This window comes from Clostridioides sp. ES-S-0010-02 (assembly GCA_020641055.1).
Classification (GTDB): Bacteria; Bacillota; Clostridia; order Peptostreptococcales; family Peptostreptococcaceae; genus Clostridioides.
On record CP067345.1, the window covers coordinates 2,583,254 to 2,605,141 of the forward strand.

Here is a 21,888-nt window from a genome sequence, read left to right on the forward strand (position 1 = left end):
TTCATAATTATTTCATATAAAACATTTACTCTATCTATTAATAAAATCCAATGCTTTATAAAGTGTATCAAATCTATCATTACCTTTTATCATAGTGTATCTCTCTTTAGTTATAGAAACTATTTTATTACATGCTCCTCCACCTACAACATATAAATTCTCCGTTTGACCTGGTACATAATCTTTTATATCACATACTCTACATTCATTTTCTTTATAACTCCAACTGACTATTTGTGCTAATACCTTGTCAACTTCTCCCTCGTAAACCACTGTATGTTTATACATTTGTTTCACCTCAATATTATCTATTTTCTTATTTAATATACCCTCAGCTATTAGCTTTGCAACTGTATTTTTATTTTTAATATAGTAATCTGTATCTGCTTTACTGTCTACAAAACATACTTCGATTAGAATTGCTGGTGCTTTTGTATGACCAAGCCAGTAAAGACCCCTTACATCCGATTTAGCACCTCTATTTTTAAATACCATTGATAGTTTATCATTGACTCTATTTGCATACATTTTGCCATTATTAGTTTTATATATAGTTTCTGTACCCATAGGATTTAGGGTTGTATTATTTGCATTAAAATGAATTTGTACTGCCAAATCTACATCTTGTCTGTTGGCTATTTGACATTGTTCAGATAGATAATTATTCGATTTATCTATCTTGCCAGTATATACAGTTGCTCCACCTTGTTTTAACCATTTAGCAATTAAATCAGTTAGTATTCTGTTTTCTTTTCCTTCATCTATATATCCAACTGCTCCTGTTCCTTTACCTGTTAGCGTATGCCCTGGTATTATTGCTATTTTCATTGTTTATTTTCCTCCTTTAACTGTTTGTAAGTTTGATTTATACCTATTGATATACCCCAACAAATCACTCCTTGTAATACTGAGGTTGGATTTAATCCTAACATCCATACTGAGAAACCTATCCCAAGTGCTAATAACACTACTGGAATATACTTGTTATCTAACTGTTTATACTTCTTACAACCTGCTCCTACAACATAAAGAGCAGCAACTAAAATTAGCAACTGCTCAGGTATGAAACTTATTAAATTATCCATTTATTTTCCTCCTAATTAAAATATTCCTCTCTGAATTGCAAATATAAAGAATCCTATAAGTGTTGTAATCATTGTCCCAATCAACCACTTTAGCATACTAGTAAGTGAGTTCAAGTTCTCACACAATGCTTTTAACTCTGCTTTAGACTCTATATTTGCTACTTTTAACTCATCTATTTCATCATTATGTTTATTTATTGTTACCTCATGTCGTTTCAAATTGTCTTTGAAAAGTTCTTCATTCATGAAAACCTCCTAATTAATTGAAATAAAAAAAGAACCTACTTTGTTGGTTCTGTTCCTTCTACTACCCCACTATGCTCTATAATATAATCTTCTACTGCTTTTCTATACTCTGTATTAGTTACATCATCCAGTTCAAAAACTCGATTTTTCAAGGGGTTCAATCCCTTATTTAAAATCCTCTCTGCTAATATTCTTACTACAACATTATTTATATTCATTATAATAATCCTCCCACTTTTTCATTTTCTGCAATCAATATTTGATTTTCTAACTCTTGTATTCTCTTTTCTTCTTCTGTAATAAATACTGGTATTTCCTCTAAAATAGGTTCTTTTGTCTCTACATTTATACCAATGATTCTATATTTAGAATAATCTATAGAATTGTATTTTACCTCTAACCAATCAACTTTCATATCTTTATCATATGGAATTAAATCTCCTTTTCCCTCTCCTCCTTGAAATAAGATTTTTCCTTTGTTATCATAAATTATTAATTTTCCTACTTCCATATTTAAACCTCCTGCCCTATTGCTAACCATTGTACTTCATAAGTGTCTCCTGAAGCCCCATAAAGATGTATTACTGTTTCTATAGAAGTTCCATTGTTTAGCTCTGGTAAAAAAAAATCCTTCAACTCTGTTCTTACATTATCTTTTTTCCCATAAAAAATAAATTTAGAAAAAGGACTATTTATCCAAATAGAAAGCCGTCTATAGTCAGCATAAACAAAAACAACAAGTGGCACAAAATTTAGTTGTGGTAAATTTACACTCCATAAGTAATAATAATCATCATAAAATCTACCTTTAAATGCACTAGCTGTACCACTTGCTTGTCTTAAATCTTTTATACTGCTAACTTTACTTATCATATCTTGCAAACTTTCTGTACTGTTTGTTACAATACCTTTATTAGTTATGTTACTCGCAAGTGTATTTTTTAATGTTTGTGTTTTTGTTTTAGTTGTATTTAATTTATCTGTTCCTAAAAATGGACTTCCCAATGTACTTGCTATATTATTTTTACCTATCTGCAAGTCATTTTTTGTACTTTCAAATGCTATCATAAGTTCTCTTAAACTAGCATTATCAGTCAATTTTTCTGTCATATTCTCACCTCTCTTATATCATGTCTATCAGGCTATTTGCTATTGAAATTCCTTTTATTCTCTGTCCATTCACTTCTGTTTCTAAATTATTCTGTTTTTCCGATAATGTATTATAATTTCTTGCTAGTTGATTTAATGCTTCCTCTACATTGTCACTTTCAAATAAGTTATCTGTATCTTTTATAGTTGTTTTATCTGCTGTTGTTTCTATACTATCTACACTAGTTTTTACCTCATTAATTACACTAACTATATTTGTTTTATCTGTTGTTTCAAGGAGTGTTGTATCTCCTATTTTATTGTTTAACTCTGTCTTAGCAGTTTCTATATTGCTCGTTAACTCTGTTTTAGTTGTATCAATTTTAGTGTCTAACGTATTGATATTTGTTAATATTTTTTCTTCATCTTTTTTAGTTGAAAATATTGCAGTTGGGTCAACAATTAAGGTCACTTTCTCTACATTAGATACCTCTATGATAAACTTCAAATACAAATCTTTCATAGCTCCATTGCCAACTTTTGGCTTATATGTTTCAGGACTTTTACAAATTGCAATCATATCGCCTTCATTATCTATAAGAGCCATTTCTCTAACTGTAAACCCACCTATTGAACCAGGTACACATGCTGTTGCAATAATCCAATTAGGATTATTTTCATCCTTGTCAAAAGCATTTATATTCCCTTCCCAAACTTTATTTTTTAATGCTGTTTGGTCTTCTGTTGGATTGTAATAGCTTCCTCCTCTATCACCTGCTTGAATCTTCTCTAGTACTACTGATTTACCTAGCATTCCTGCGTTAGCAATTTTAGCTTTACCTATATTCGTAAGTATAGTGTAAAATTGTTCATCAGCCATTTATACCACCTCCTTTTGGATATACTGTCAATATTTCTGAACTCATGTTATGAGCTAATGCAAACTTAGCTTTGACATTAGCTTTTACTTCTTTACTTGAATAAGGATATACTGTTATTTCTTCACTCATAATTGTTGTTTGTGCAAAATAAGTTTTACTTTTTAATAAAGATACTAACTTATAACTTACAGATAGATGAGAAGGTTTTATAACATTTACTCTCTTATATAAATCTTCTAAATCTCTAGGAAAACCTTGAGTACTGGTTAATTCAACACCAAAAGTATATGGAGATATGTTTTCATTTATTTTTATATTTGCACCTGTATAAGATTGAAGTATCATAGACATTCTTTTAGGTGTCATAATATATTTGCTTTGAAGTTTAGCAATGACTTTTCTTCTCCTAGTTTCTATATGTTCATCTAAGTTAGTAGATAAACCTACTCTATTTTCCCAAAAACTTAAACCCCACGTTGCAGTCTGAGGAAATAATTGTAATTCTATTTCTTTATTTAATAACTCTAAATTATCAAATTCGCTTCCTATAGCTTCATATAAGCTTTGCATTATGATAGATTGTTCATATATTGGTGACAATGTAAGAAGCATTTCTCTACCTTTTTTAGAAGCTATCATCCAACCACCTCGTTAACTATTTCCCCTACTCCGACCACTTGGTCCTGCAATTTTATATTTTCTTTTACATCATTTATAGTAAGATTAGAAAAGTCCTGTATGCCTTCGTCTGTCAACATCATAGAACCTACTATAGCCTGTATAGCATTGTATGAGACCGTTCCACCTAAATCAATTTTATCCAAATATTTGTCTATCTTAGTTTTTAGATTGCTTAATACTGTTTCTTCATTAAAACTGTTACTAAATATAAAACTAGCTTTTACATTAATAAGTAGTGTTTCGGGTGTTACAACTGTTACTAAAGCCCCGATAGGAGCTTTCCCATCCCTATTTTCTCCTTCTGATATATTTAATGGATATATATAATCTTGAACTTTATTTATCAACTCTTGTGTTGCTGCTTTTCTATTTTTGTCTAGTATTAATACTTTTACTGTCCCCTCTCCATTCCATTCTGGAACTACATAAGCATATCCAACTCCATCTACTTCTTTAGCCCATCTTATATAATCTGAACTAGCTCCACTAAGTTTGTCTTCTTGTTCTGCTACAAGAACTCTTTCTCTAAAATGTTCTTCATCTTCAATATCTATTCCGCCTTTGAAATCTTCTTTATTAGTAACTGATTTAACACCACTAATAGAACCTAATAAAACAGTTACAGTATTTTGAGATACATTTCCTATAGTTCCTGTAATCCTACATTCTGCTTTAATATCTACTATTTCATTTTCTTCTATAATTTTAGTTTCAAGAAGCTCAAACTCTATACTCTGCTTTTCATCAGTTGCAACAGTAGTTACTACAGTCCCTTTTGCAATGATAGTTCCTTGTACACCTGTAAATGTAACCATGCCAACCGATTTAGTTGGTTGATTTTTAAATACTCCCTTACATTCACCAAGCCACTCTAAATAAGTTCCATAGCTAGTTTGAGGAAATGCAATCTTTAAATTATTTTGTAATCCTAATTGTTTTAACTGTGCAACTTCTTCTGCCGTAGGTCTTGTTGCATCATAAATAAAGTCTCCTTCTAGTGTGCTCACATCTTGAAAGTTGCTTAACATCCTTTCGTGTATTACTTCTTCATCTTCTGTCAAAAATACTGGTATAGGTAGTTCTCTTTCCATATAATCACCTACCTTTTTATATTGCCATCTATAGTTATATTTTCATCATCTATTGTCAATACATTAAATTCATACTCTACTAACCTGCTATTCTCCAACCAATTAAAACTAAATTCTCCTACTTCTTTTGTGTAAGGATGAACTAAAATAGTTTCTTTTATTAACCTAGATATTTCAAGCTCTTTTGCATTTTGTGATAAGTTACTGGCAATTAAATCTTTTATTTCACTTCCATAAACGTTTGTATAAGCTGCTTTTTTGTATCTAGGTGTTAATATAGCCTTTTGACACCATTGTTTATATGCTTGGACTTTATCACATTTTTTTAATGTTCCATCTGCATTTTTGACAAATTCACCTTTTATAAAATCAAATAAAAAAGAACCCTTTAGGTCCAATTCATTTTCATTATTATTTTTTAATTCTACAGTTTCAAAAGTTTCATTCTGCGGAAATAGGTTTGGCATTTACAACCCTCCCAATTACTACAAATTCAGCCCCCATAATAGCTACTAATACATTATCACCTATATCTAGTGGCTTTAATTCTTGTGGAGTTTCTATTTTATGTTTATGTCTATATTCTGCACCTAACATTTCATCTGAAAAAGTAAAATAATCTTCTTTCAATGTTAAATTCTCTAAAACTAAATAATCTTGTATTTCATCTTTATAACCATTCACCTTAAGACCATTTGTTGTTATTTCTGCAAGTGAACAACCCATTCCAAAGACTCCATCATTAACACTTTTATTCATTTTTTCTTTTAATATTCTAGCAACTCCATTAAATCTAGCATCAGTCATTGTTATAAAATTTCCTCCTTATATATTCTAAGGTTCCTATATTTAGTTTCATTTTTAGAGTAGAATCTAGTGTATGAGTCACATCTATAACATAGTATTCTCTACCTTTTAAACTTACTTTATCACCTGCTCTTATTCTATTTATATCTACTACGCAGTCAACACTTATAGTTTCTTCACCCGAATTAAACATTGCTTCTGCTGCTTTCTTAGATTCTTTTGCATTAGTTATCTTTTCATCTTGTTTAATCTTTTGTAGTGTCCCATACTTATCTGAGTCCTTTTTATAGGTGCCAATTATAGGTGCTTTTGTATTTTCATCTTTACTCTTACCTAACACTTTTACACTTGTTACTGCATCATTAAAGCTACTGGTAAAGTTCGCATCTTCTAATATACTATCTAATTTATATACATTTGCATTAGTACCAAGCTTAAATAATTTCAATTTATTATCCATTCTTACTCTAAATAAATCTCCACCCTTACTAGCGGTTTCCTTTAAATCCTTTTTAATCATATCTAGTATATTAGTCTTATGTATTACTTTAGTAAGCTTCTTCCCTGTGTTAGCTAGATTGTAGTAAGGTATATTCCATTGTTTACAGTAGTACTCAATTCTCTGTGTTGCTGTATTTTCTTTAAAACTATATTGTTCTTCTGATTCTTCCATGTAAATAGTCCTTTCTCTGCAAGACAATGTCAGTTTTTTACTCTTTTCACTTCTTCTAGTTTCCCATATGACTCCATCAAATATAGTTTCTTCTTTTTTACTCTCATATGCAATATCAATTAGAACTATTTTATCACCTTTTTTAATTCCTATATCTTGAAGTTGCTTAGGTTCTACTAATGATACATCCATCTTATATGCAACTCCATCTATAGCTTCACTTAATGTTATTCCCTCATTAAAATTTGCAATGTCATATTTTCCATTTAGTATTATTTTCATTTGCTAGGTATCACCAACTTTTGTCCTTTTTTAATAATATTTGGATTTTTACCAATAACTTTTTTATTTTCGGGTATATTATAAATCTCTTTCCACCTTGAACCCTTACCTAAAAGATTTTTAGCTATCTTATATAATGTATCACTTGCTTTAACAGTATATATTTTAGATTTAGTTTGAGTATTAGGTCTATTATCTTTTAAGTCTGTTTTAGCATTACTCTTAGTCTCTTTTTTTAATGTCTCTATCTTCAGTTCTCTGTAAGTTCTAAATGTTATCTCAATGTCCCTATCTTCTTCTCTTCCCGCTGTTTGAGTATTGCTAAAACTAGATATTGTAACTAACCCATTGTAACCAAAACCAGTTACTATTAAGCGTAATGGTTCGGCTTGGTCTACCCATTTTTCAAGCATTGCAACTACTTCGATTGGATTTTTTAACTCGCTATATCTGCAATAAGAAGCATCATATAAGTTAGGTAAGAATGTCTTGAATGATATTTCTCTTATCTTCTCCCCTTCTTTTTTAATGTCAAATTCACCTAAATTCACTATATCTACAGTTTCAAATCTTTTTTCTTTTTTTATAGATAAAGAATCTTGCGGATTAACTGGAAAATGGAAATCTATTTTTTCTTTTTCATTTTTTAGGTATATGTCTATTACCAAGTTATCACTTCCTTTCTAAAATGTTTTTAAATACTACACCGCAGTTTTCTTACCATAAACTCACTTCCTTTGATTTTTTATATAAAAAAACACCTACCTTTTGAGTAAGTGCTTACTATATTCACCTTTTTATAATTAAATTTATTCATCCAGTTAGATTTATCATCATTGTGTATAAAAAATTTCATCTTTTTATTAACTATAAAAAATATTATAGGCAATATTTTTGCTAATTTGTGGTATAATAAAAGCAAGAAGAACTACAATCTATTTTGCGGTAGAGTGAAGTTCTATAACTGAAAGTTATTTTTTACGATGATATTTAAAATTTATATCAATCTTTAAGTCACTCTTTGCGGTAGAGTGGCTTTTTACTTTTTTGATTAACTTGCTAATCAAATAAACTATGTAACTAGCTGTTACACTAGCTAACACATTAAATAAAAAATTATCCATGTATATTCACCTCCCTTCTTATCGTTGGGAGGATAATTTTTTAATACATGAACTCCACTCTATAAATTGTAGATTACATCTTCTTGCTACAATTATTATATCATATAATTTTTACATATTTTACCTATATATTACTTTTTACATTATAATTACATCCTTTCAATAAAAAACACCTACCATAAGCAAGTGTTTTTGTATAAATATTCATAGTTTAAACTGAAGGATTTAATAATAGTATACTTATTAAATATAAATACATCTCATGTTATTGTTTAACTCTATAGGTATAAAGAAACTGGAGAAGATATTTACTTATTTAAATACATCTTATGTTATTGTTTAACTCTCCATTTTTGAAAGTATAAAGTTGTTGACCAATATTTAAATACATCTCATGTTATTGTTTAACATTAAATATAGAAAAATCTAAGATAGATGGTATTTGATTTAAATACATCTCATGTTATTGTTTAACTGTAGAAGATGTGCAATACTATCAGAAAAGAATCTAATTTAAATACATCTCATGTTATTGTTTAACAACTGCAAATATAATTTAAAGACAACCAACTCAACAATTTAAATACATCTCATGTTATTGTTTAACAGATATATTTGACGTTGAACCATTGCCACCAAAATTATTTAAATACATCTCATGTTATTGTTTAACCAGATAATGTTAGAGATTGTAATCGTATTTGGTTACTATTTAAATACATCTCATGTTATTGTTTAACTACAACATATGTACTTGGAGAAAATTCTATTGATTTATTTAAATACATCTCATGTTATTGTTTAACGGAAAATGGAATTTTAAGCGATTTAATAATAGATAGATTTAAATACATCTCATGTTATTGTTTAACCAGCTAATGTGGAGTGGCGAAACTGTTTCAGAGAAAAATTTAAATACATCTCATGTTATTGTTTAACAAAATGCGATATTAGTGATATTGTAGGATACATAAAATTTAAATACATCTCATGTTATTGTTTAACAATTTTATAATTACTTCTCAATTTGATTTGCAAATATTTAAATACATCTCATGTTATTGTTTAACTAGAGTACCAGTATGTAGACCTAAAAGGTGATAATATATTTAAATACATCTCATGTTATTGTTTAACGGATTCAATAAATAAAAAAGGCGATATAGTTTATGCATTTAAATACATCTCATGTTATTGTTTAACTATGAAAATTAATCTTAAAGAACTAAAAAGAGATTAATTTAAATACATCTCATGTTATTGTTTAACTTTTGCCAAATAGTCCTTTTTTAAATTTAATTAGTTCATTTAAATACATCTCATGTTATTGTTTAACGACAATTTTAATTTTGATTCTATTTCTATCAGTAAATTTAAATACATCTCATGTTATTGTTTAACCACTGTAAAATACACATTCTTATACAGCATAATTTTCTAAAACCATTGCAAATACTAGCACTAATCAAATTTATCCCAAGTGTCTTTAAATTTCGGATGTTTTTACCTAGCGATTCGCTAGGACGGTGATAATTGCTACATTTTACAACTATCTTTGCGAGTGCCTATCCCAATTACTTGGGATAAGCTCACATTTAGGATGCGTAATCACCCTATATTTAACACTACAATTATAGCATATTTTGGAAGATAAAGCACTTTTATGTACTTACTAAGTGCTTTATCCATATTATTTTACTTATTTTCTCTCTCTTCTTGTTCTCTAAGAATACCTCTCAATATCTCTGCATATTCTTGAAATTTTTCTTCGCTATTCTGTTTTAGTTCATATAACGCATTAGCAAATTTCACAAAATACTCTACATCTTCATCAGTTTTTAAATTGTACTCCTTAAGTAAACTTTCACGCATTGTATTAATCCCCCTCAAAACTAAACTAAAATATATTATTTAATACAATCTTATAAATTTACTCAATCTTATAAACCACATGATAATTCTTCTTCTCCCCTGCAATCTTAGCAGGTCTATTATTTTCCTCTATCCATTTGCTAATCTTGTCTATTACACTTTGTGAATACTTTGTTGTAGTTCCATTCCAATTATCCTTATTTGCTAATACTATGAGTTTTTCTTCTTCTTTAATATCTAATTTCTTAATAATCTCACAAACTGCCACAAAATCAGGTTTATTAGTTTTAGAATACATATTTAATTTAATTGCAATTTGTTTTGTATCAAAGAAATGCTCTTTTTCTTCAATCTCCAAAGGTAACTCTATTCCTGCTTTCTTATAGATAGTTTTTGCTGTAAGTAACTTTGCTTTTTCATCTATTCCAGCACCGTTTAGAAAAGGTGTTAGTATTTCTATAGTCTTGTTAACTGTGTCTAGACTTTCAATCTCACTTGCTTTTTCTCTTAACACTTGAGGGTCAGCGTTATTAGTTATGTATGCACCAGTTTGTCTTATGCTTGGTAAAACTTCTCGTCTAAGCCATTTTCTAAATTGAACACCGATAGGTTTGTCTGTGTATTGTAAGAATCCATATAAACCATCTTCATAAAAAATAGTTATACTTCTAGCTTTATTACTAATTATATTATTTGCGACTACATTTAAAGTAGTTACAAAATCATTAAATTCAATTCCTTTCAATACATCATACTCTTGTTCAATTTCAAATTCTTCTGCTTTTACGCAATCCTGTATTGTTTTAGATACATCTGCATAGTCGAATAATCCAACTATTTGGTTGGCTATCCAACAAGATTTTCCTTTCCATACAAAAGTATAAATTTGACTTCCATTAAACTCTTTTACTATTAAATTTTCCATAACTATTACACTCCTTAAAATTGATTTTTTTCAAGGAATGACGTATACTATAGTTAGTTGATGTATAGTATACGTCAATAAGGGTTGCTCAAACTTTGGTCGGTGGGAGTGACCCTTATTTTTTATTCCTTTTGTTCCAGTTCTTCGTCGATTTTTTCTTCTAGCCATTCTTTCTTTGTTAGATTCTTTTCCTCTAACACTTCATCAAATTTATCTAACTTTTCTTTGTCTAGAAGTACACTAAAACCTCTTTTATCTTTTCGACGATTCTTCATATACTCTGCTCTACTTTTAGTTGCTATTTTATTCACCTCTTTTCTGTAACTCGTTACATTAATAATAACATTGTAACGAGTTACAGTCAAGATATTTTGGAATATTTTTCAAATAAAATTTTATTGAAGCTAGCGTCGCAAAACACTACCTCAGCTATATCATTTTTCTAATTATTTTACTCAACCGACCAATTTGAGCAAAACAAAAGCACCTACATATTTGTAAGTGCCTTATGTATAGTTAATCTAATCCTAGGACTAACTTTTAGCTTCAAGTTCTAAATCATCAATTAAATTTACATCATTTTTTATATTATTCCAATCATCTAAAAATACATTATAAGTGAGTGTTACATCGACAATAAAGCTTATTCTAACTGAATGGATATCATTCATATCTTTTATATTGTTTACAAATTCTTTAGTAAAGTTTCTACACTCATTTTCATCATTAAACCTAGAATTTTCCACTTGAATGCTAACTATATATCCCTCACCTTTTGTTGGGGTTAATATGTTAACATAATATGTTGTTTTATCTTTTAAGTCTTCTGGTATAATAGAGTCTACTTTTACCTGCATCTCTTGTTTATAAATATCTTCTTTTTCTTTTTCACTAATTATATTTTCTTTTGTAATATTTCCTTCATCTACTTCATTTCTATTTTTTGAATCTCGTATAGCTTGATGAATCATCATTGATACTGTAAATACAATAAGGTATATTAAAAATATCACTAAAAGTTTCTTCAACAAACTTAATTTTTTAAATTTTCCCCACATAATATACTCTCCCCTATTAAATTCTTTACTCAAATATAATTCTATCTAAAAATAAGAACTTAGTCTATTAATTTAAAATATTTTGAGCAAAATAAAAGCACCTACATATTTGTAAGTGCTTGCTATATCTCTATTCCAATAATTCCTTTTTCTTTTTATTATATTCTTCCTGTGTAATTGCTCCTGAATCTAATAACTCTTTTAGTTTTTTTATTTGGTCTAGTGGGTCTACATAACTCTGATACTTTTTCTTTTCAGCCTCATCTATACCTTTTTGAATCTCTTCATCAGTCATAATATCACTTTCACTAAGATGTAAATCTAATGCAGATTTTTCACCAGTTTGTACTTTTCTATAGTACTGAATATAAATCCTATTATACCTACCTCCATCATCTTTAGTGTAAAATTCAAAAGTGCAACAATCTATCTTAAAATCTTTTAATTCTTCTGTTATATATTTTATGAATAGTTGACATTCTTTAGTATTTTCAAATTTTTCATTTTGTACTGTTAAATAAAATTGAGTAAGCCCAGACTCAACTACATCAACTTTATAGTGACTACCCTTATATTCTTGAGGTACTAATTCTTCTAATTTTGCTTTTAACTCCTCTACTGAGATTTTTTTTCCATATTTTTTCTCCCTTTTTTCTTTATCTATTTCTTCTTGTTTTCTGATTCTTTCAATTTCTTTTTCTGATTCTTCTTTCTTTTGTTGTTCCTCTAAAATAGCCATCTTTTCTTCTGTATATGGGCTTATATCTTCCCAAACTGCATATAAATATATTGTAAAAATAAGAAACATATAAGATATAATACACATCACTCTTTGTTTTTTTCTAACAAAATAAAGAATTATCAATGATGCCAAAAGCACCAAACTTCCTGGCATAAATCCTATAAATATAATTATACCTAATAACATTAATATTATTGCTATTATTATCGCTGACATAATAAAATCCCCCACAAATTACTCATCTCACACAATATTATAGCATAATTTGGCAAAACAAAAGCACCTACCATAAAAGTAAGTGCTTTCTTATTTACAATTTTTATAATTAAATTTATTCATTAATTTAGATTCATTATCATTGTTTATAAAAATTAACATTAATTATTGTCAAAACTGACAATAATTAATGTTAAAATTTTTTTATTGTGGTATAATAAAAGCAAGAAGAACTACAATCTATTTGACAGTAGAGTGAAGTTCATAATTATAAGCTAATTATTTTTTGGATTTAAACATAAATTTAAATTCAACTTGTAAGTCACTCTTTGTGCGAGAGTGGCTTTTTGCTTTTTTGATTAATTTACCAATTACGTAAGCTATTAGAGTAGCTGTTAAGCTAGCTAATACGCCAATCAAAAAATTATCCATACATACACACCTCCCTTCTAAACGTTGGGAGGATAATCTTTTGTATGAACTCCACTCTATAAATTGTAGATTACATCTTCTTGCTTACAATTATTATATCATATAATTTTTACATATTTTACCTATATATTACTTTTTACATTATAATTACATCCTTTCAATAAAAAACACCTACCATAAGCAAGTGTTTTTGTATAAATATTCATAGTTTAAACTGAAGGATTTAATAATAGTATACTTATTAAATATAAATACATCTCATGTTATTGTTTAACTTATTATGTGTGTCATATTTGTTGTTAATTTCCCTAGATTTAAATACATCTCATGTTATTGTTTAACAGATGATAGGATTGAAAATGTAGATAATTTTGAGTTATTTAAATACATCTCATGTTATTGTTTAACTAAAAATAAGGAGGTATTATATGTTTAATAATTTAAGATTTAAATACATCTCATGTTATTGTTTAACTTGCTTACCTTGAAAACAAAAATGGTTTAACACTTGCATTTAAATACATCTCATGTTATTGTTTAACTGTAGTATCTTTATTTCTTTGTTATCTGCATTAAATATTTAAATACATCTCATGTTATTGTTTAACCACTGTAAAATACACATTCTTATACAGCATAATTTTCTAAAACCATTGCAAATACTATCACTAATCAGTTTTATCCCAAGTGTTTTTAGATTTCTTTACATACACTTAGTTAATATAATTCTCTATCTATATTATACCATTTTTTAACATATAAAGCACTTGAAACAACAGAATATCCAAGTGCTTTGTATGTTTATACTTATTTATTTTCTCTTGTTATAAATTCAATAATTCTTTTTTCTTCTTACTAAATTCTTCTTCTGTTATTGCTCCCATGTCTAATAACTCTTTTAACCCTTTCACTTGTTGTATTGCATCATCATTTGATTTTATTTGTTTTTCTTTATTATTTTCTAAATTATTCTTACTTATATTTATTTTTCTCCTTATATTGTCAATAAATTCTTGGCTATGAAAATTAAGTATTGAATCTTCAGCTATTATTTCCCTTAATTCTCCATGAGAAAAATATTCAATACTTATAAACAACTTTTCAGTTTTACTTTTTTTATTTCCAGTTCCTGACAACCCACCAACAATTGTTCCCATAGGACCAAATAAAGTTCCTATAGCTGCTCTTCCAACAACAGACTTATTATTATATGCTATTTCTTTCTCACTATACTTATTTACACTATATAAATCAGAAAATTTAATACGCATTTTTTCTTCTTTTAAAAGTTTGCTCTCAATAACTAAACATGCATTATGGTTGTCAATAATTATACTTATTGCTTCACCCCTACAATTAGGAACTCCAACAGAATTATAGTAATCCATCTTCATTACCCCTTGTTTAACTATTTTATTTTTATTTCTTAATATAGTATCTGTCTTTTTATCTTGCATATCTGTTATATTTTGATTAATTATATTGCATATTTTATCTTTTGAGTTACTTTTAAAATACAATACACTTTTTTTGCTTTCTATAATTAGCATATCATTATCAATAAAGACTTTCTCTATATCTAAAAGTTTTATTTCACTAATAGGTACTTGTTGCAATGTATATACAGATACTAGTTTTTTATCTATATACATAGTACATGTAAGTTCATTGTTAAAATGTGGGTGCCCTTTTATATACATAAGCTTAAAATTCTTTATGTCATCTTTTCGTTTAAAAAAATTCATTTTAATCCCCTCATAAATCAATAGTCTATAATGTTATTATAACATCTATAAGAAGGATTTTTTCAACAATAATTCGACAATTATCCAATGTCTTCTAATGCTTCTCTTAATCCACTTTCCACTTGAGACAATATTTCTTGTATCATTTCTTCTTTGTTATTGCTACCTTGAATATTTATAGATATTCCACCAACATTAATCGCATTACTTCCACTAGAAATTATGTTTTGTGGTTGAGCTTCTTGATAAATTCTATTTTCTGTATTATTAAATTCTTCTTGTTTGGTAGGAAATTGTCTAACATTATTAATAATACTAGAATTACTATTTTGGATACTACTTGTAGAATTAAAACTAGTTCCTAATTTCTGAGAAATTGGAATTACATTATTACTTGCTTTAGTTCCAAGCATCTCTCCTGCTTGTTTATACAAACTTAATGCTCTACTTCTCTTATTATTAGAAAGAGGAATAACCATTTCAGGACCTGCTTCTCCACAAATACTTGGTTTACTTGCAACACCACCATCTGCAAAATGGTCTAGTATATTGTTTACTCCAGTTTTTACTATACTTACAAAACCAGTTATTTTGGTAGAAAGTTTCTTTTTAAGAGAATCCCAAGCAGATTTAATTGAATCCACTTTACTTTTAAATCCGTTTTCTACAAGACTTACAAATCCACTTATTTTGCCAGATAAATTTACTTTAAGTCCTTGCCACCACATTCCAACTTGTTGAACTTTTTGTTGAAAACCATTGCTTACAAAACTAACAAATCCGCTTATTTTTTGGCCTACATTAGTTTTTAAATCAGACCACCATTGTTTTACTTGCCCTACTTTTTCTGAAAATCCATTATCAATAAAATTTACAACTGCTTTAAGTGGTGCTCCTAAAACTCCTTTTATACCTTCCCATAAAGACTTAACCACTTCCCTAATTCCTTCGAAAACATCAGAAAATCCTTGTTTTATGTTTTCGCCATCACCACTAATTATCCCACCTATGATTTCGAATATTCCTTTTATTATATCAATTACACCTTTTATAGCGCCTGCTACAGCCTTTATAACAGATGTAATTGCATTAATAACAGAAGTTATAACTAAAACTATAGAAGTTGCTACACCTTTGAGTAATCCTCCCCCTATATCTCCCAGAGTAGATGTTAAAGAATCTTTTATCTGTTTTAAATAGTCTATAAAAGGTTTTGCTGCTTCTTTTAATTGGTTAAAAGCATTTCCTAACTCTTTGAAAGATGTTCCAACACGTTGTGTTGATTGTTTTAACTCATCCATATTGGTTTTAGTTGTCTTAGTTGCTCCATCATCTTTGATTGGCTTAAACAAATTTGAAAAGAAATCTTTTATTGGTTCAAGAGCCTTTGCTATATCTGCAAAGCTAGATTTTAAGTTATCAAAAACTTCTTTTAAACTTTCTTTTGTTTCTAAAACTTTTTGTTTTAAATTTTCGAAAGGTGTTTTAATATTTTCATTAAATACAGTTTTTAAACCTCCAAAAGCTTCTTTTATACTATCTAAAGAACCTCCAAAAACTTCTTTTAAATTACTTAACGATTCTTTAAAGGTGTCTATAGCAGGTTTTATGCCTTCTAAAAGTTTATTTTTTAATTCCGTTGCTTTGTCACCTACAAAAGAAATTATATTATTAAATACTTCTGTCGCAGATGTTTTGAGTTCTCCAAATTTCTCTTTAATTTTACCAACACCTTCACCTATTTTTTGACCTAATGAGCTTATATATGCTTTTGCTCCATTTGATGAAGCTTGTAACTCACTTGATGCTTTTTCTCCAGACAGATTAACTGGCTGAACTTTTGGAGCTGCTTTAGCAGGATTTTTTAAAAAGTCTTTTAATTCATTCCATTTTTTCTTTATGCCTTCCACTTTTTTGCCAAACTTAGTATCCAAAATATCGACTACAGCTTGAATTGGTGATGTCACAAAATCTACTAACCCACTCCACAATGACTTAACAATATCTATAATCCCTTTAAAAATAGATTTAAGCCCATTAGCTACTTGGCTCATATCTCTATTTTTAAAGCCTTTAACTACATCAGCTATCCCTTTAAATATCTCCATTAAACCATTTACTACTCCTGTTGTTGTATTTACTATAGCTTTTACCTTGTTAACAATTACATTAAATGAATATATAAATTTTATTATGAAAACTGTCGCCAAAAATTGTATAACTGGTAATAAAGCACTTACAATCATTGAGCCTAATTTAGAAAAAACTGCAAACAAAGGTTTTAACGCATTTATAAGTTCTTTAAATTTACCTTTTATTTGTTCTATGAAAGGATTTAAAGGTTTTAAAAAATTAGATATTGATTTACCTATGTTTTTAATACCATACCTAAAAGTTTCAGATTTTTGATAAGCAAATAAAAATGCTCCTGCTAATACGCCTATAGCTAAAACTATTGCACCAACGGGTCCAAGAACTCCAACTATTCCTCCAATTAGCGTTGATGCTGTAGCTATCTTTGTAATTATACTTATTACGCTAGAAATTACTGTTAAAGCCTTAAAAGCCATAAATCCAGCAACAACACCACCAATAATAGAAATCACACCTTGTAAAACACTTTTAATTTTATCAAAGTTATTTATAAAATTACTCACAAAGTTTACAATTGAATCACCAACTTTAGGCATACTGCTAATTATATTTTCCATAAAGTTTCTTGTTACTGGACCTAATTTTTCTCCTATACTAATTTTTACATCATTTATAGTGTTTTTTAATTTAGCGAACTGACCATTTATGGAATCCATCTTCATGTCAGCTATTCTTTTAGCTTCTTCCTCGCTTTCTGCAATAGCTTTTTTTAGTTTATTGTAGTCACTTTCACTAGCATTTACTATTGCAGCCCAACCACTTGAAGCATTAGCTCCTACTATATCTCCTAAAGCTCCTACTTTCTTCGTGTCACTAAGCTTACCAAGCTTATTTCTAAGTTCATCTATTGTTGCTGCTAAATCTAAACTTCCACTTTTAGTTGTTTTCATTTCTATTCCATATTTTCTCATAGCTGTTGCGGCTCGTTTAGGTTCATTTATAAGTCTTAAAAGTCCCATTCTCAAAGAAGTACCTGCTTGGCTTCCTTTAATAGCACTACTTGCCATCAAACCCGTAGCTAATGAAAAGTCCTTCATAGGCACACCCAAAGAACCTCCTAGAGAACCAACAAATTTCAATGTTTCACCCATTTTTTCAATATCAGTATTAGAATTTGTTATAGTTGCAGCCATAATATCAACAAATTCATTAGTATCTTTGGCAGCCATTCCCAATGATGTTAAGCCATCCGTTACTATATCACTTGTTAGTGCCAAATCTGTTCCGCCTGTTGCTGCCAAATTCAAGATGCCTGGCATACCTTCGATAATCTGATTAGTTTTCCAACCTGCCATACCCGCATAATACATGGCATCGCTCACTTCTCTAGCTGAATATGCAGTTGTTTTCCCAAGATTTCTAGCTTTTACAGTTAAAGCTTCCATTTCTTTTCCGCTTGCTCCTGTGACAGCTTGAACATTTTTCATTCCTTGTTCAAAATTAGCAAAAGTTTTTATAGAAGAACCAACCCCTATACCTCCAAGTGCAACAGTAATTGATGTTGTTAATTGAGCGAATTTACTTATTGCTCCACTTATAAATGAATCTATTTTACTTCCAATACCACTCAATGTTGGACTAGCTTCATCTTTTAATTTTACAATTGCTTGATAAGTCTTATTAGAAAACTCTTGTAATTTACTCTTAGTACGAGAAATAGCATTTAATGCTTCTTCCCCTTTTGCTTTAATATTTATTATTGTATTATTTTTGAGTTCTCCTAATTTACTTCTAGTTTGAGAAATAACTCTTAAAGCTGGGTCAGCTTTCATATTTAAACTAATTATTGTAGCTGCAGTCAAATTTTGTACCTTTGCCTTTACTTTATCTACAATTTGACTAGCTTTGTCTCTAGCTTTTAACAAAACTTCTCTCTGTCTACTTGTAAGTAAACTATTTACTTTATTTTTAACTCTATTTACAACGCTAGATGCTCTATCTTTTGCGTTTATAGTTGTAGATATTGTTCTACTCACTCTTTTCAAGTTGTTGCTAATTCTATTTACAACACTAGATGTTTTATCTTGAGCTTGGATAACTGGATTAGCTTTTATCCTATTAAGTGCTTTCATTCTCTTTTCTGTCTGTTTCGTGTATCTTTCCATAGCACTTAATTTATTTTTAGTTTGTTCATCTCCTGTAATATCAATAACAACATCAATGTGATACATCTCTTTCTTAGCTATTTCTCTCACCTCACTTTCGATTTAAATTTTATTTATTTTTCATAGCTTTGTTTTCTTGCTCTATTTCATGTTGTGTAAAAACTCTAAGAAGCTGTTGAGGTGTTTTCTCTCTTTTTAGAAAATCTTCAGGAAGAACACTATGTTTAACATATGCATTATATAAAATAGTAATCTTCCCACCTCTTTTTATTAGTTTTTTATATCATCATCACTTAATTCTTCATAGAATCCAGACAATTCCAACACTTCATCGCTAATTAATGCAATTTCACCTGCTAAAAACTTTCTTCTTATAAATTCCACCCCACTAGAAACATTCATAGAATTAAGAAGCCTTGCATCACTAAAATTAGGAACTATAGTAGCTTTTTCTATTAGAGCTATATTAAATTCATCTTCCATTAGTTTACTTTCCCTTCTACCTCTCACCTTAGTGACTTTTGTATATTTTTTCTGCAATGCACTTATCTCTTTTTCTGTTAAAGCTCTAAGTGTGAGTGGTATATCTAACCTTTTTACAAAAATAGTTTTTTCGGGTAATATAGCATCCTCTGTCAATTTCATAATTATATTATCTTCTTGTTGCTTTGCTATTTCCTCTTTAGTAAGCTCTCTTTCTTCTTCTATTCCTTCATTTAAAAATTCTTTATCTAAGTTTTTCATTTTTAACTTCCTCCATTTTTATAGTTTTATAAAAAGCTACACATAAAATTAATTACGTGTAGCTTAAATTTATTTATTATGCTATTTCATCTAACAACTCATACCCTTCGAAAGTTCCATCTATTTGTATTTCTATATTTTCATCAGATTTTATGCTTGCTAGTTGTATTTTATCTACCATACAATTTTTATATCTAATTCTTTCATATCCAACTAGCCCAGGATTTTCTATTTCTGTAATTATTTCAAATTTATTAAATCCTTTTTTAATCCATTTAGACGTAGTTTTAAGTACAGTAAAAGAGAAAGTACCTTTTTGAGTAGATGCTTTATTAAGTTCCCATTTGCAACCAATTACTCTAAAAGTCTTTTTATCGTTTTCTACTTCAGCTGTAAATTCTGTTCCATATCCTTCTTCTTCTCCATCAATTATTATTCTAGCATTTGAACCATCAACAACATTTGCAGCATCTATAATATTTTCATCATATTTCCCCATACTTTATAACCTCCTTTATCCTAGGTATCCAGTACCATAAATTTTCTTCATTACATCAATCTTGACAGCGTCCCATTTCCAATAAAACTCATCTGCTTTGGCAGTTGCTTGAAGTTCTGTATCTATATCAACATTAAACTCTGATATAATACCTTGGCTCATTAATTCTTCAAAATATTTCTTTAATGCACATATAACAGTTGTCTGCCCTGTCGCATCATTAAATATTTTCCCTACAAACTCTTTTCTTTTTAGAGAAGTATCTTTATTTATAGTGTTAATAAACATAATATTAGAGATATATCCCATAGCTTCATTCTTATCATCTGTATACTTCTTAAATGTATTTACATCATCAACAACTATTACGTCTCCATCATCAAAATCCAAAACTAAAGTACCACTCTTTAAACACTCTTTAACTTCTGATTGGCTTAGTCTTGGTTCTACTTCTTCAAATATAGTCTTAGCATTACATATACTACCTATTATACCTTTGCTTACAGAAAGAGCAGCAATGTAGACAGCTACTTCACTAGGTGTATATTTTATTCCCTCATAATAGGCTGAGCTTCCAACATTAACTATATTTTCATCATTAAAACCTTTTGATTTATCATTAATCTGTTTTATATTATCCTCTTTTTTCCCACCTAAAAATAATAATATATCTTTTCCTAATTCTTTATTCTTAGCCACCCAAGCCTTTGTAGTTTCCTGCAAAGCTTCGTCAGCCACACCATCAAGTGCAAAAGAATCAAAACTATATCTCTCAAATTCTTCTAATGCTTTTAGATAAGATTCATTAGTGATAGAAGTACAACCATCATTTCCACTCTCAAGTGCTACATTTACTAAGTTTGCTAGAACTGTATCGCTATCAGCTACTTTAGTTGCAATTACATACTCATTATCTAAATTAGAGTTTATTTCTAGTACTATTTCATCTATAGTACCTTTGACTGAACTAGAAAATAGTTGTTTAGTTCCTTCAAAGAAAATAAAATCTTTTTTATCTGAATCTACTAAATTAGATTTTATTGTTACATTAAAGTTTCTAGCTGTTGGATACTTAGTTTCTAGCTTAATTACATCTTTTGCAGTATTTTCTGTAGTATCTTTAAGTATTAATGTACCATTTTTTTGATTTCCATCTACGAGCCTATACAACAATAGTTCCTTTACATTCCCTAGTAAAGCTAGTTTTCCTAATTTGTAAGCTGAATAACTTATATCATCACCAAATAGAGCTTTAAGCTATTTTAAGTCGTTTTTTATTGTTATTACCTTACCTACATCTCCCCAATTAGCTTTAACTGGCATTGCTAATCTACCCTTTAACCCTGTATTAGTTGTTTTCTCTGCTTGAGTCTTAAACCTGTTGTAAAAACCAGGTATCTCTTTTTTTCTTTTTCATTCCATGTTCCAGTTGCCATA

At 28.8% G+C, this 21,888-nt stretch carries 24 protein-coding genes, 1 pseudogene and 2 CRISPR repeat arrays; all 25 genes and pseudogenes read right to left on the reverse strand.

The genetic code is table 11. The annotated features are described in order from the left end of the window. Positions 1 to 30 precede the first annotated feature (30 nt). A complete protein-coding gene (locus tag JJC01_12020; protein UDN56904.1) occupies positions 31 to 828 on the reverse strand; it encodes an N-acetylmuramoyl-L-alanine amidase in 798 nt (265 codons plus the stop codon). Then, positions 825 to 1,085, reverse strand: coding sequence for a phage holin family protein (locus JJC01_12025; protein UDN56905.1), 261 nt, complete (start codon positions 1,083 to 1,085; stop codon positions 825 to 827). The genes JJC01_12020 and JJC01_12025 overlap by 4 nt, the downstream gene beginning before the upstream one ends. Positions 1,086 to 1,100: 15 nt before the next feature. After that, the gene (locus tag JJC01_12030) at positions 1,101 to 1,331 is read right to left on the reverse strand and encodes a hemolysin XhlA family protein (GenBank protein UDN56906.1); all 231 of its coding nucleotides are present in this window, start codon (positions 1,329 to 1,331) and stop codon (positions 1,101 to 1,103) included. Positions 1,332 to 1,366: 35 nt separating this feature from the next. Beyond that, positions 1,367 to 1,549, reverse strand: coding sequence for a hypothetical protein (locus JJC01_12035; GenBank protein UDN56907.1), 183 nt, complete (start codon positions 1,547 to 1,549; stop codon positions 1,367 to 1,369). Further along, the gene (locus JJC01_12040; GenBank protein ID UDN56908.1) at positions 1,549 to 1,842 is read right to left on the reverse strand and encodes a hypothetical protein; all 294 of its coding nucleotides are present in this window, start codon (positions 1,840 to 1,842) and stop codon (positions 1,549 to 1,551) included. Before JJC01_12040 ends, JJC01_12035 begins: the two co-directional genes overlap by 1 nt. Positions 1,843 to 1,844: 2 nt before the next feature. After that, positions 1,845 to 2,441: a hypothetical protein gene (locus JJC01_12045; protein ID UDN56909.1), complete on the reverse strand. Its 597-nt coding sequence runs from the start codon at positions 2,439 to 2,441 to the stop codon at positions 1,845 to 1,847. A 13-nt stretch (positions 2,442 to 2,454) separates the two neighbouring features. After that, positions 2,455 to 3,300, reverse strand: a complete 846-nt coding sequence (locus tag JJC01_12050) for a phage tail protein (protein ID UDN56910.1) — start codon at positions 3,298 to 3,300, stop codon at positions 2,455 to 2,457. Beyond that, entirely contained in the window at positions 3,293 to 3,940 is a 648-nt protein-coding gene (locus JJC01_12055) for a YmfQ family protein (GenBank protein UDN56911.1), read from the reverse strand. The genes JJC01_12050 and JJC01_12055 overlap by 8 nt, the downstream gene beginning before the upstream one ends. Further along, a complete protein-coding gene (locus JJC01_12060) occupies positions 3,937 to 5,073 on the reverse strand; it encodes a baseplate J/gp47 family protein (protein ID UDN56912.1) in 1,137 nt (378 codons plus the stop codon). The genes JJC01_12055 and JJC01_12060 overlap by 4 nt, the downstream gene beginning before the upstream one ends. A gap of 8 nt (positions 5,074 to 5,081) precedes the next feature. Beyond that, positions 5,082 to 5,540 (reverse strand): DUF2634 domain-containing protein, encoded by a 459-nt coding sequence (locus JJC01_12065; protein ID UDN56913.1) that lies wholly within the window; start codon positions 5,538 to 5,540, stop codon positions 5,082 to 5,084. Then, the gene (locus tag JJC01_12070) at positions 5,515 to 5,880 is read right to left on the reverse strand and encodes a hypothetical protein (protein ID UDN56914.1); all 366 of its coding nucleotides are present in this window, start codon (positions 5,878 to 5,880) and stop codon (positions 5,515 to 5,517) included. The genes JJC01_12065 and JJC01_12070 overlap by 26 nt, the downstream gene beginning before the upstream one ends. Further along, complete coding sequence (locus tag JJC01_12075) at positions 5,873 to 6,835, reverse strand: XkdQ (GenBank protein ID UDN56915.1); 963 nt, start codon at positions 6,833 to 6,835, stop codon at positions 5,873 to 5,875. The genes JJC01_12070 and JJC01_12075 overlap by 8 nt, the downstream gene beginning before the upstream one ends. Continuing rightward, entirely contained in the window at positions 6,832 to 7,503 is a 672-nt protein-coding gene (locus tag JJC01_12080) for a LysM peptidoglycan-binding domain-containing protein (GenBank protein UDN56916.1), read from the reverse strand. Before JJC01_12080 ends, JJC01_12075 begins: the two co-directional genes overlap by 4 nt. A gap of 303 nt (positions 7,504 to 7,806) precedes the next feature. Beyond that, positions 7,807 to 7,959 (reverse strand): hypothetical protein, encoded by a 153-nt coding sequence (locus JJC01_12085; protein UDN56917.1) that lies wholly within the window; start codon positions 7,957 to 7,959, stop codon positions 7,807 to 7,809. 247 nt (positions 7,960 to 8,206) lie between these two features. Further along, positions 8,207 to 9,360: a CRISPR direct-repeat array (repeat unit 30 nt; unit sequence ATTTAAATACATCTCATGTTATTGTTTAAC). A gap of 294 nt (positions 9,361 to 9,654) precedes the next feature. Then, positions 9,655 to 9,831, reverse strand: a complete 177-nt coding sequence (locus tag JJC01_12090) for a hypothetical protein (GenBank protein UDN56918.1) — start codon at positions 9,829 to 9,831, stop codon at positions 9,655 to 9,657. A 58-nt stretch (positions 9,832 to 9,889) separates the two neighbouring features. Further along, positions 9,890 to 10,756: a phage repressor protein gene (locus JJC01_12095; protein ID UDN56919.1), complete on the reverse strand. Its 867-nt coding sequence runs from the start codon at positions 10,754 to 10,756 to the stop codon at positions 9,890 to 9,892. A 122-nt stretch (positions 10,757 to 10,878) separates the two neighbouring features. Further along, on the reverse strand, positions 10,879 to 11,031 hold the full coding sequence (locus JJC01_12100; GenBank protein ID UDN56920.1) for a hypothetical protein: 153 nt from the start codon (positions 11,029 to 11,031) through the stop codon (positions 10,879 to 10,881). A 258-nt stretch (positions 11,032 to 11,289) separates the two neighbouring features. Beyond that, on the reverse strand, positions 11,290 to 11,814 hold the full coding sequence (locus tag JJC01_12105; protein UDN56921.1) for a hypothetical protein: 525 nt from the start codon (positions 11,812 to 11,814) through the stop codon (positions 11,290 to 11,292). A gap of 130 nt (positions 11,815 to 11,944) precedes the next feature. Continuing rightward, positions 11,945 to 12,772 carry an SHOCT domain-containing protein gene (locus JJC01_12110; GenBank protein ID UDN56922.1) on the reverse strand — a complete coding sequence of 276 codons (828 nt, stop codon included), beginning with the start codon at positions 12,770 to 12,772 and terminating at the stop codon, positions 11,945 to 11,947. 279 nt (positions 12,773 to 13,051) lie between these two features. Further along, complete coding sequence (locus JJC01_12115) at positions 13,052 to 13,204, reverse strand: hypothetical protein (protein ID UDN56923.1); 153 nt, start codon at positions 13,202 to 13,204, stop codon at positions 13,052 to 13,054. A 245-nt stretch (positions 13,205 to 13,449) separates the two neighbouring features. Further along, positions 13,450 to 13,812: a CRISPR direct-repeat array (repeat unit 30 nt; unit sequence ATTTAAATACATCTCATGTTATTGTTTAAC). A gap of 216 nt (positions 13,813 to 14,028) precedes the next feature. Beyond that, positions 14,029 to 14,949 carry an SHOCT domain-containing protein gene (locus JJC01_12120; GenBank protein ID UDN56924.1) on the reverse strand — a complete coding sequence of 307 codons (921 nt, stop codon included), beginning with the start codon at positions 14,947 to 14,949 and terminating at the stop codon, positions 14,029 to 14,031. An 80-nt stretch (positions 14,950 to 15,029) separates the two neighbouring features. Beyond that, positions 15,030 to 19,298, reverse strand: a complete 4,269-nt coding sequence (locus JJC01_12125; protein ID UDN56925.1) for a phage tail tape measure protein — start codon at positions 19,296 to 19,298, stop codon at positions 15,030 to 15,032. 180 nt (positions 19,299 to 19,478) lie between these two features. Then, positions 19,479 to 19,952, reverse strand: a complete 474-nt coding sequence (locus JJC01_12130; protein ID UDN56926.1) for a hypothetical protein — start codon at positions 19,950 to 19,952, stop codon at positions 19,479 to 19,481. Positions 19,953 to 20,028: 76 nt separating this feature from the next. Further along, positions 20,029 to 20,451, reverse strand: a complete 423-nt coding sequence (locus JJC01_12135; protein UDN56927.1) for a hypothetical protein — start codon at positions 20,449 to 20,451, stop codon at positions 20,029 to 20,031. A 15-nt stretch (positions 20,452 to 20,466) separates the two neighbouring features. Further along, a pseudogene (locus JJC01_12140) lies at positions 20,467 to 21,887 on the reverse strand (phage tail sheath family protein). Position 21,888 lies beyond the last annotated feature (1 nt).

Excerpts from the sequence above, each read along its gene's own strand:
- JJC01_12020 (UDN56904.1), bottom strand. The coding sequence starts at position 828 with ATGAAAATAGCAATAATACCAGGGCATACGCTAACAGGTAAAGGAACA.
- JJC01_12025 (UDN56905.1), bottom strand. The coding sequence starts at position 1,085 with ATGGATAATTTAATAAGTTTCATACCTGAGCAGTTGCTAATTTTAGTT.
- JJC01_12030 (UDN56906.1), bottom strand. The coding sequence starts at position 1,331 with ATGAATGAAGAACTTTTCAAAGACAATTTGAAACGACATGAGGTAACA.
- JJC01_12035 (UDN56907.1), bottom strand. The coding sequence starts at position 1,549 with ATGAATATAAATAATGTTGTAGTAAGAATATTAGCAGAGAGGATTTTA.
- JJC01_12040 (UDN56908.1), bottom strand. The coding sequence starts at position 1,842 with ATGGAAGTAGGAAAATTAATAATTTATGATAACAAAGGAAAAATCTTA.
- JJC01_12045 (UDN56909.1), bottom strand. The coding sequence starts at position 2,441 with ATGACAGAAAAATTGACTGATAATGCTAGTTTAAGAGAACTTATGATA.
- JJC01_12050 (UDN56910.1), bottom strand. The coding sequence starts at position 3,300 with ATGGCTGATGAACAATTTTACACTATACTTACGAATATAGGTAAAGCT.
- JJC01_12055 (UDN56911.1), bottom strand. The coding sequence starts at position 3,940 with ATGATAGCTTCTAAAAAAGGTAGAGAAATGCTTCTTACATTGTCACCA.
- JJC01_12060 (UDN56912.1), bottom strand. The coding sequence starts at position 5,073 with ATGGAAAGAGAACTACCTATACCAGTATTTTTGACAGAAGATGAAGAA.
- JJC01_12065 (UDN56913.1), bottom strand. The coding sequence starts at position 5,540 with ATGCCAAACCTATTTCCGCAGAATGAAACTTTTGAAACTGTAGAATTA.
- JJC01_12070 (UDN56914.1), bottom strand. The coding sequence starts at position 5,880 with ATGACTGATGCTAGATTTAATGGAGTTGCTAGAATATTAAAAGAAAAA.
- JJC01_12075 (UDN56915.1), bottom strand. The coding sequence starts at position 6,835 with ATGAAAATAATACTAAATGGAAAATATGACATTGCAAATTTTAATGAG.
- JJC01_12085 (UDN56917.1), bottom strand. The coding sequence starts at position 7,959 with ATGGATAATTTTTTATTTAATGTGTTAGCTAGTGTAACAGCTAGTTAC.
- JJC01_12090 (UDN56918.1), bottom strand. The coding sequence starts at position 9,831 with ATGCGTGAAAGTTTACTTAAGGAGTACAATTTAAAAACTGATGAAGAT.
- JJC01_12095 (UDN56919.1), bottom strand. The coding sequence starts at position 10,756 with ATGGAAAATTTAATAGTAAAAGAGTTTAATGGAAGTCAAATTTATACT.
- JJC01_12100 (UDN56920.1), bottom strand. The coding sequence starts at position 11,031 with ATGAAGAATCGTCGAAAAGATAAAAGAGGTTTTAGTGTACTTCTAGAC.
- JJC01_12105 (UDN56921.1), bottom strand. The coding sequence starts at position 11,814 with ATGTGGGGAAAATTTAAAAAATTAAGTTTGTTGAAGAAACTTTTAGTG.
- JJC01_12110 (UDN56922.1), bottom strand. The coding sequence starts at position 12,772 with ATGTCAGCGATAATAATAGCAATAATATTAATGTTATTAGGTATAATT.
- JJC01_12115 (UDN56923.1), bottom strand. The coding sequence starts at position 13,204 with ATGGATAATTTTTTGATTGGCGTATTAGCTAGCTTAACAGCTACTCTA.
- JJC01_12120 (UDN56924.1), bottom strand. The coding sequence starts at position 14,949 with ATGAATTTTTTTAAACGAAAAGATGACATAAAGAATTTTAAGCTTATG.
- JJC01_12130 (UDN56926.1), bottom strand. The coding sequence starts at position 19,952 with ATGAAAAACTTAGATAAAGAATTTTTAAATGAAGGAATAGAAGAAGAA.
- JJC01_12135 (UDN56927.1), bottom strand. The coding sequence starts at position 20,451 with ATGGGGAAATATGATGAAAATATTATAGATGCTGCAAATGTTGTTGAT.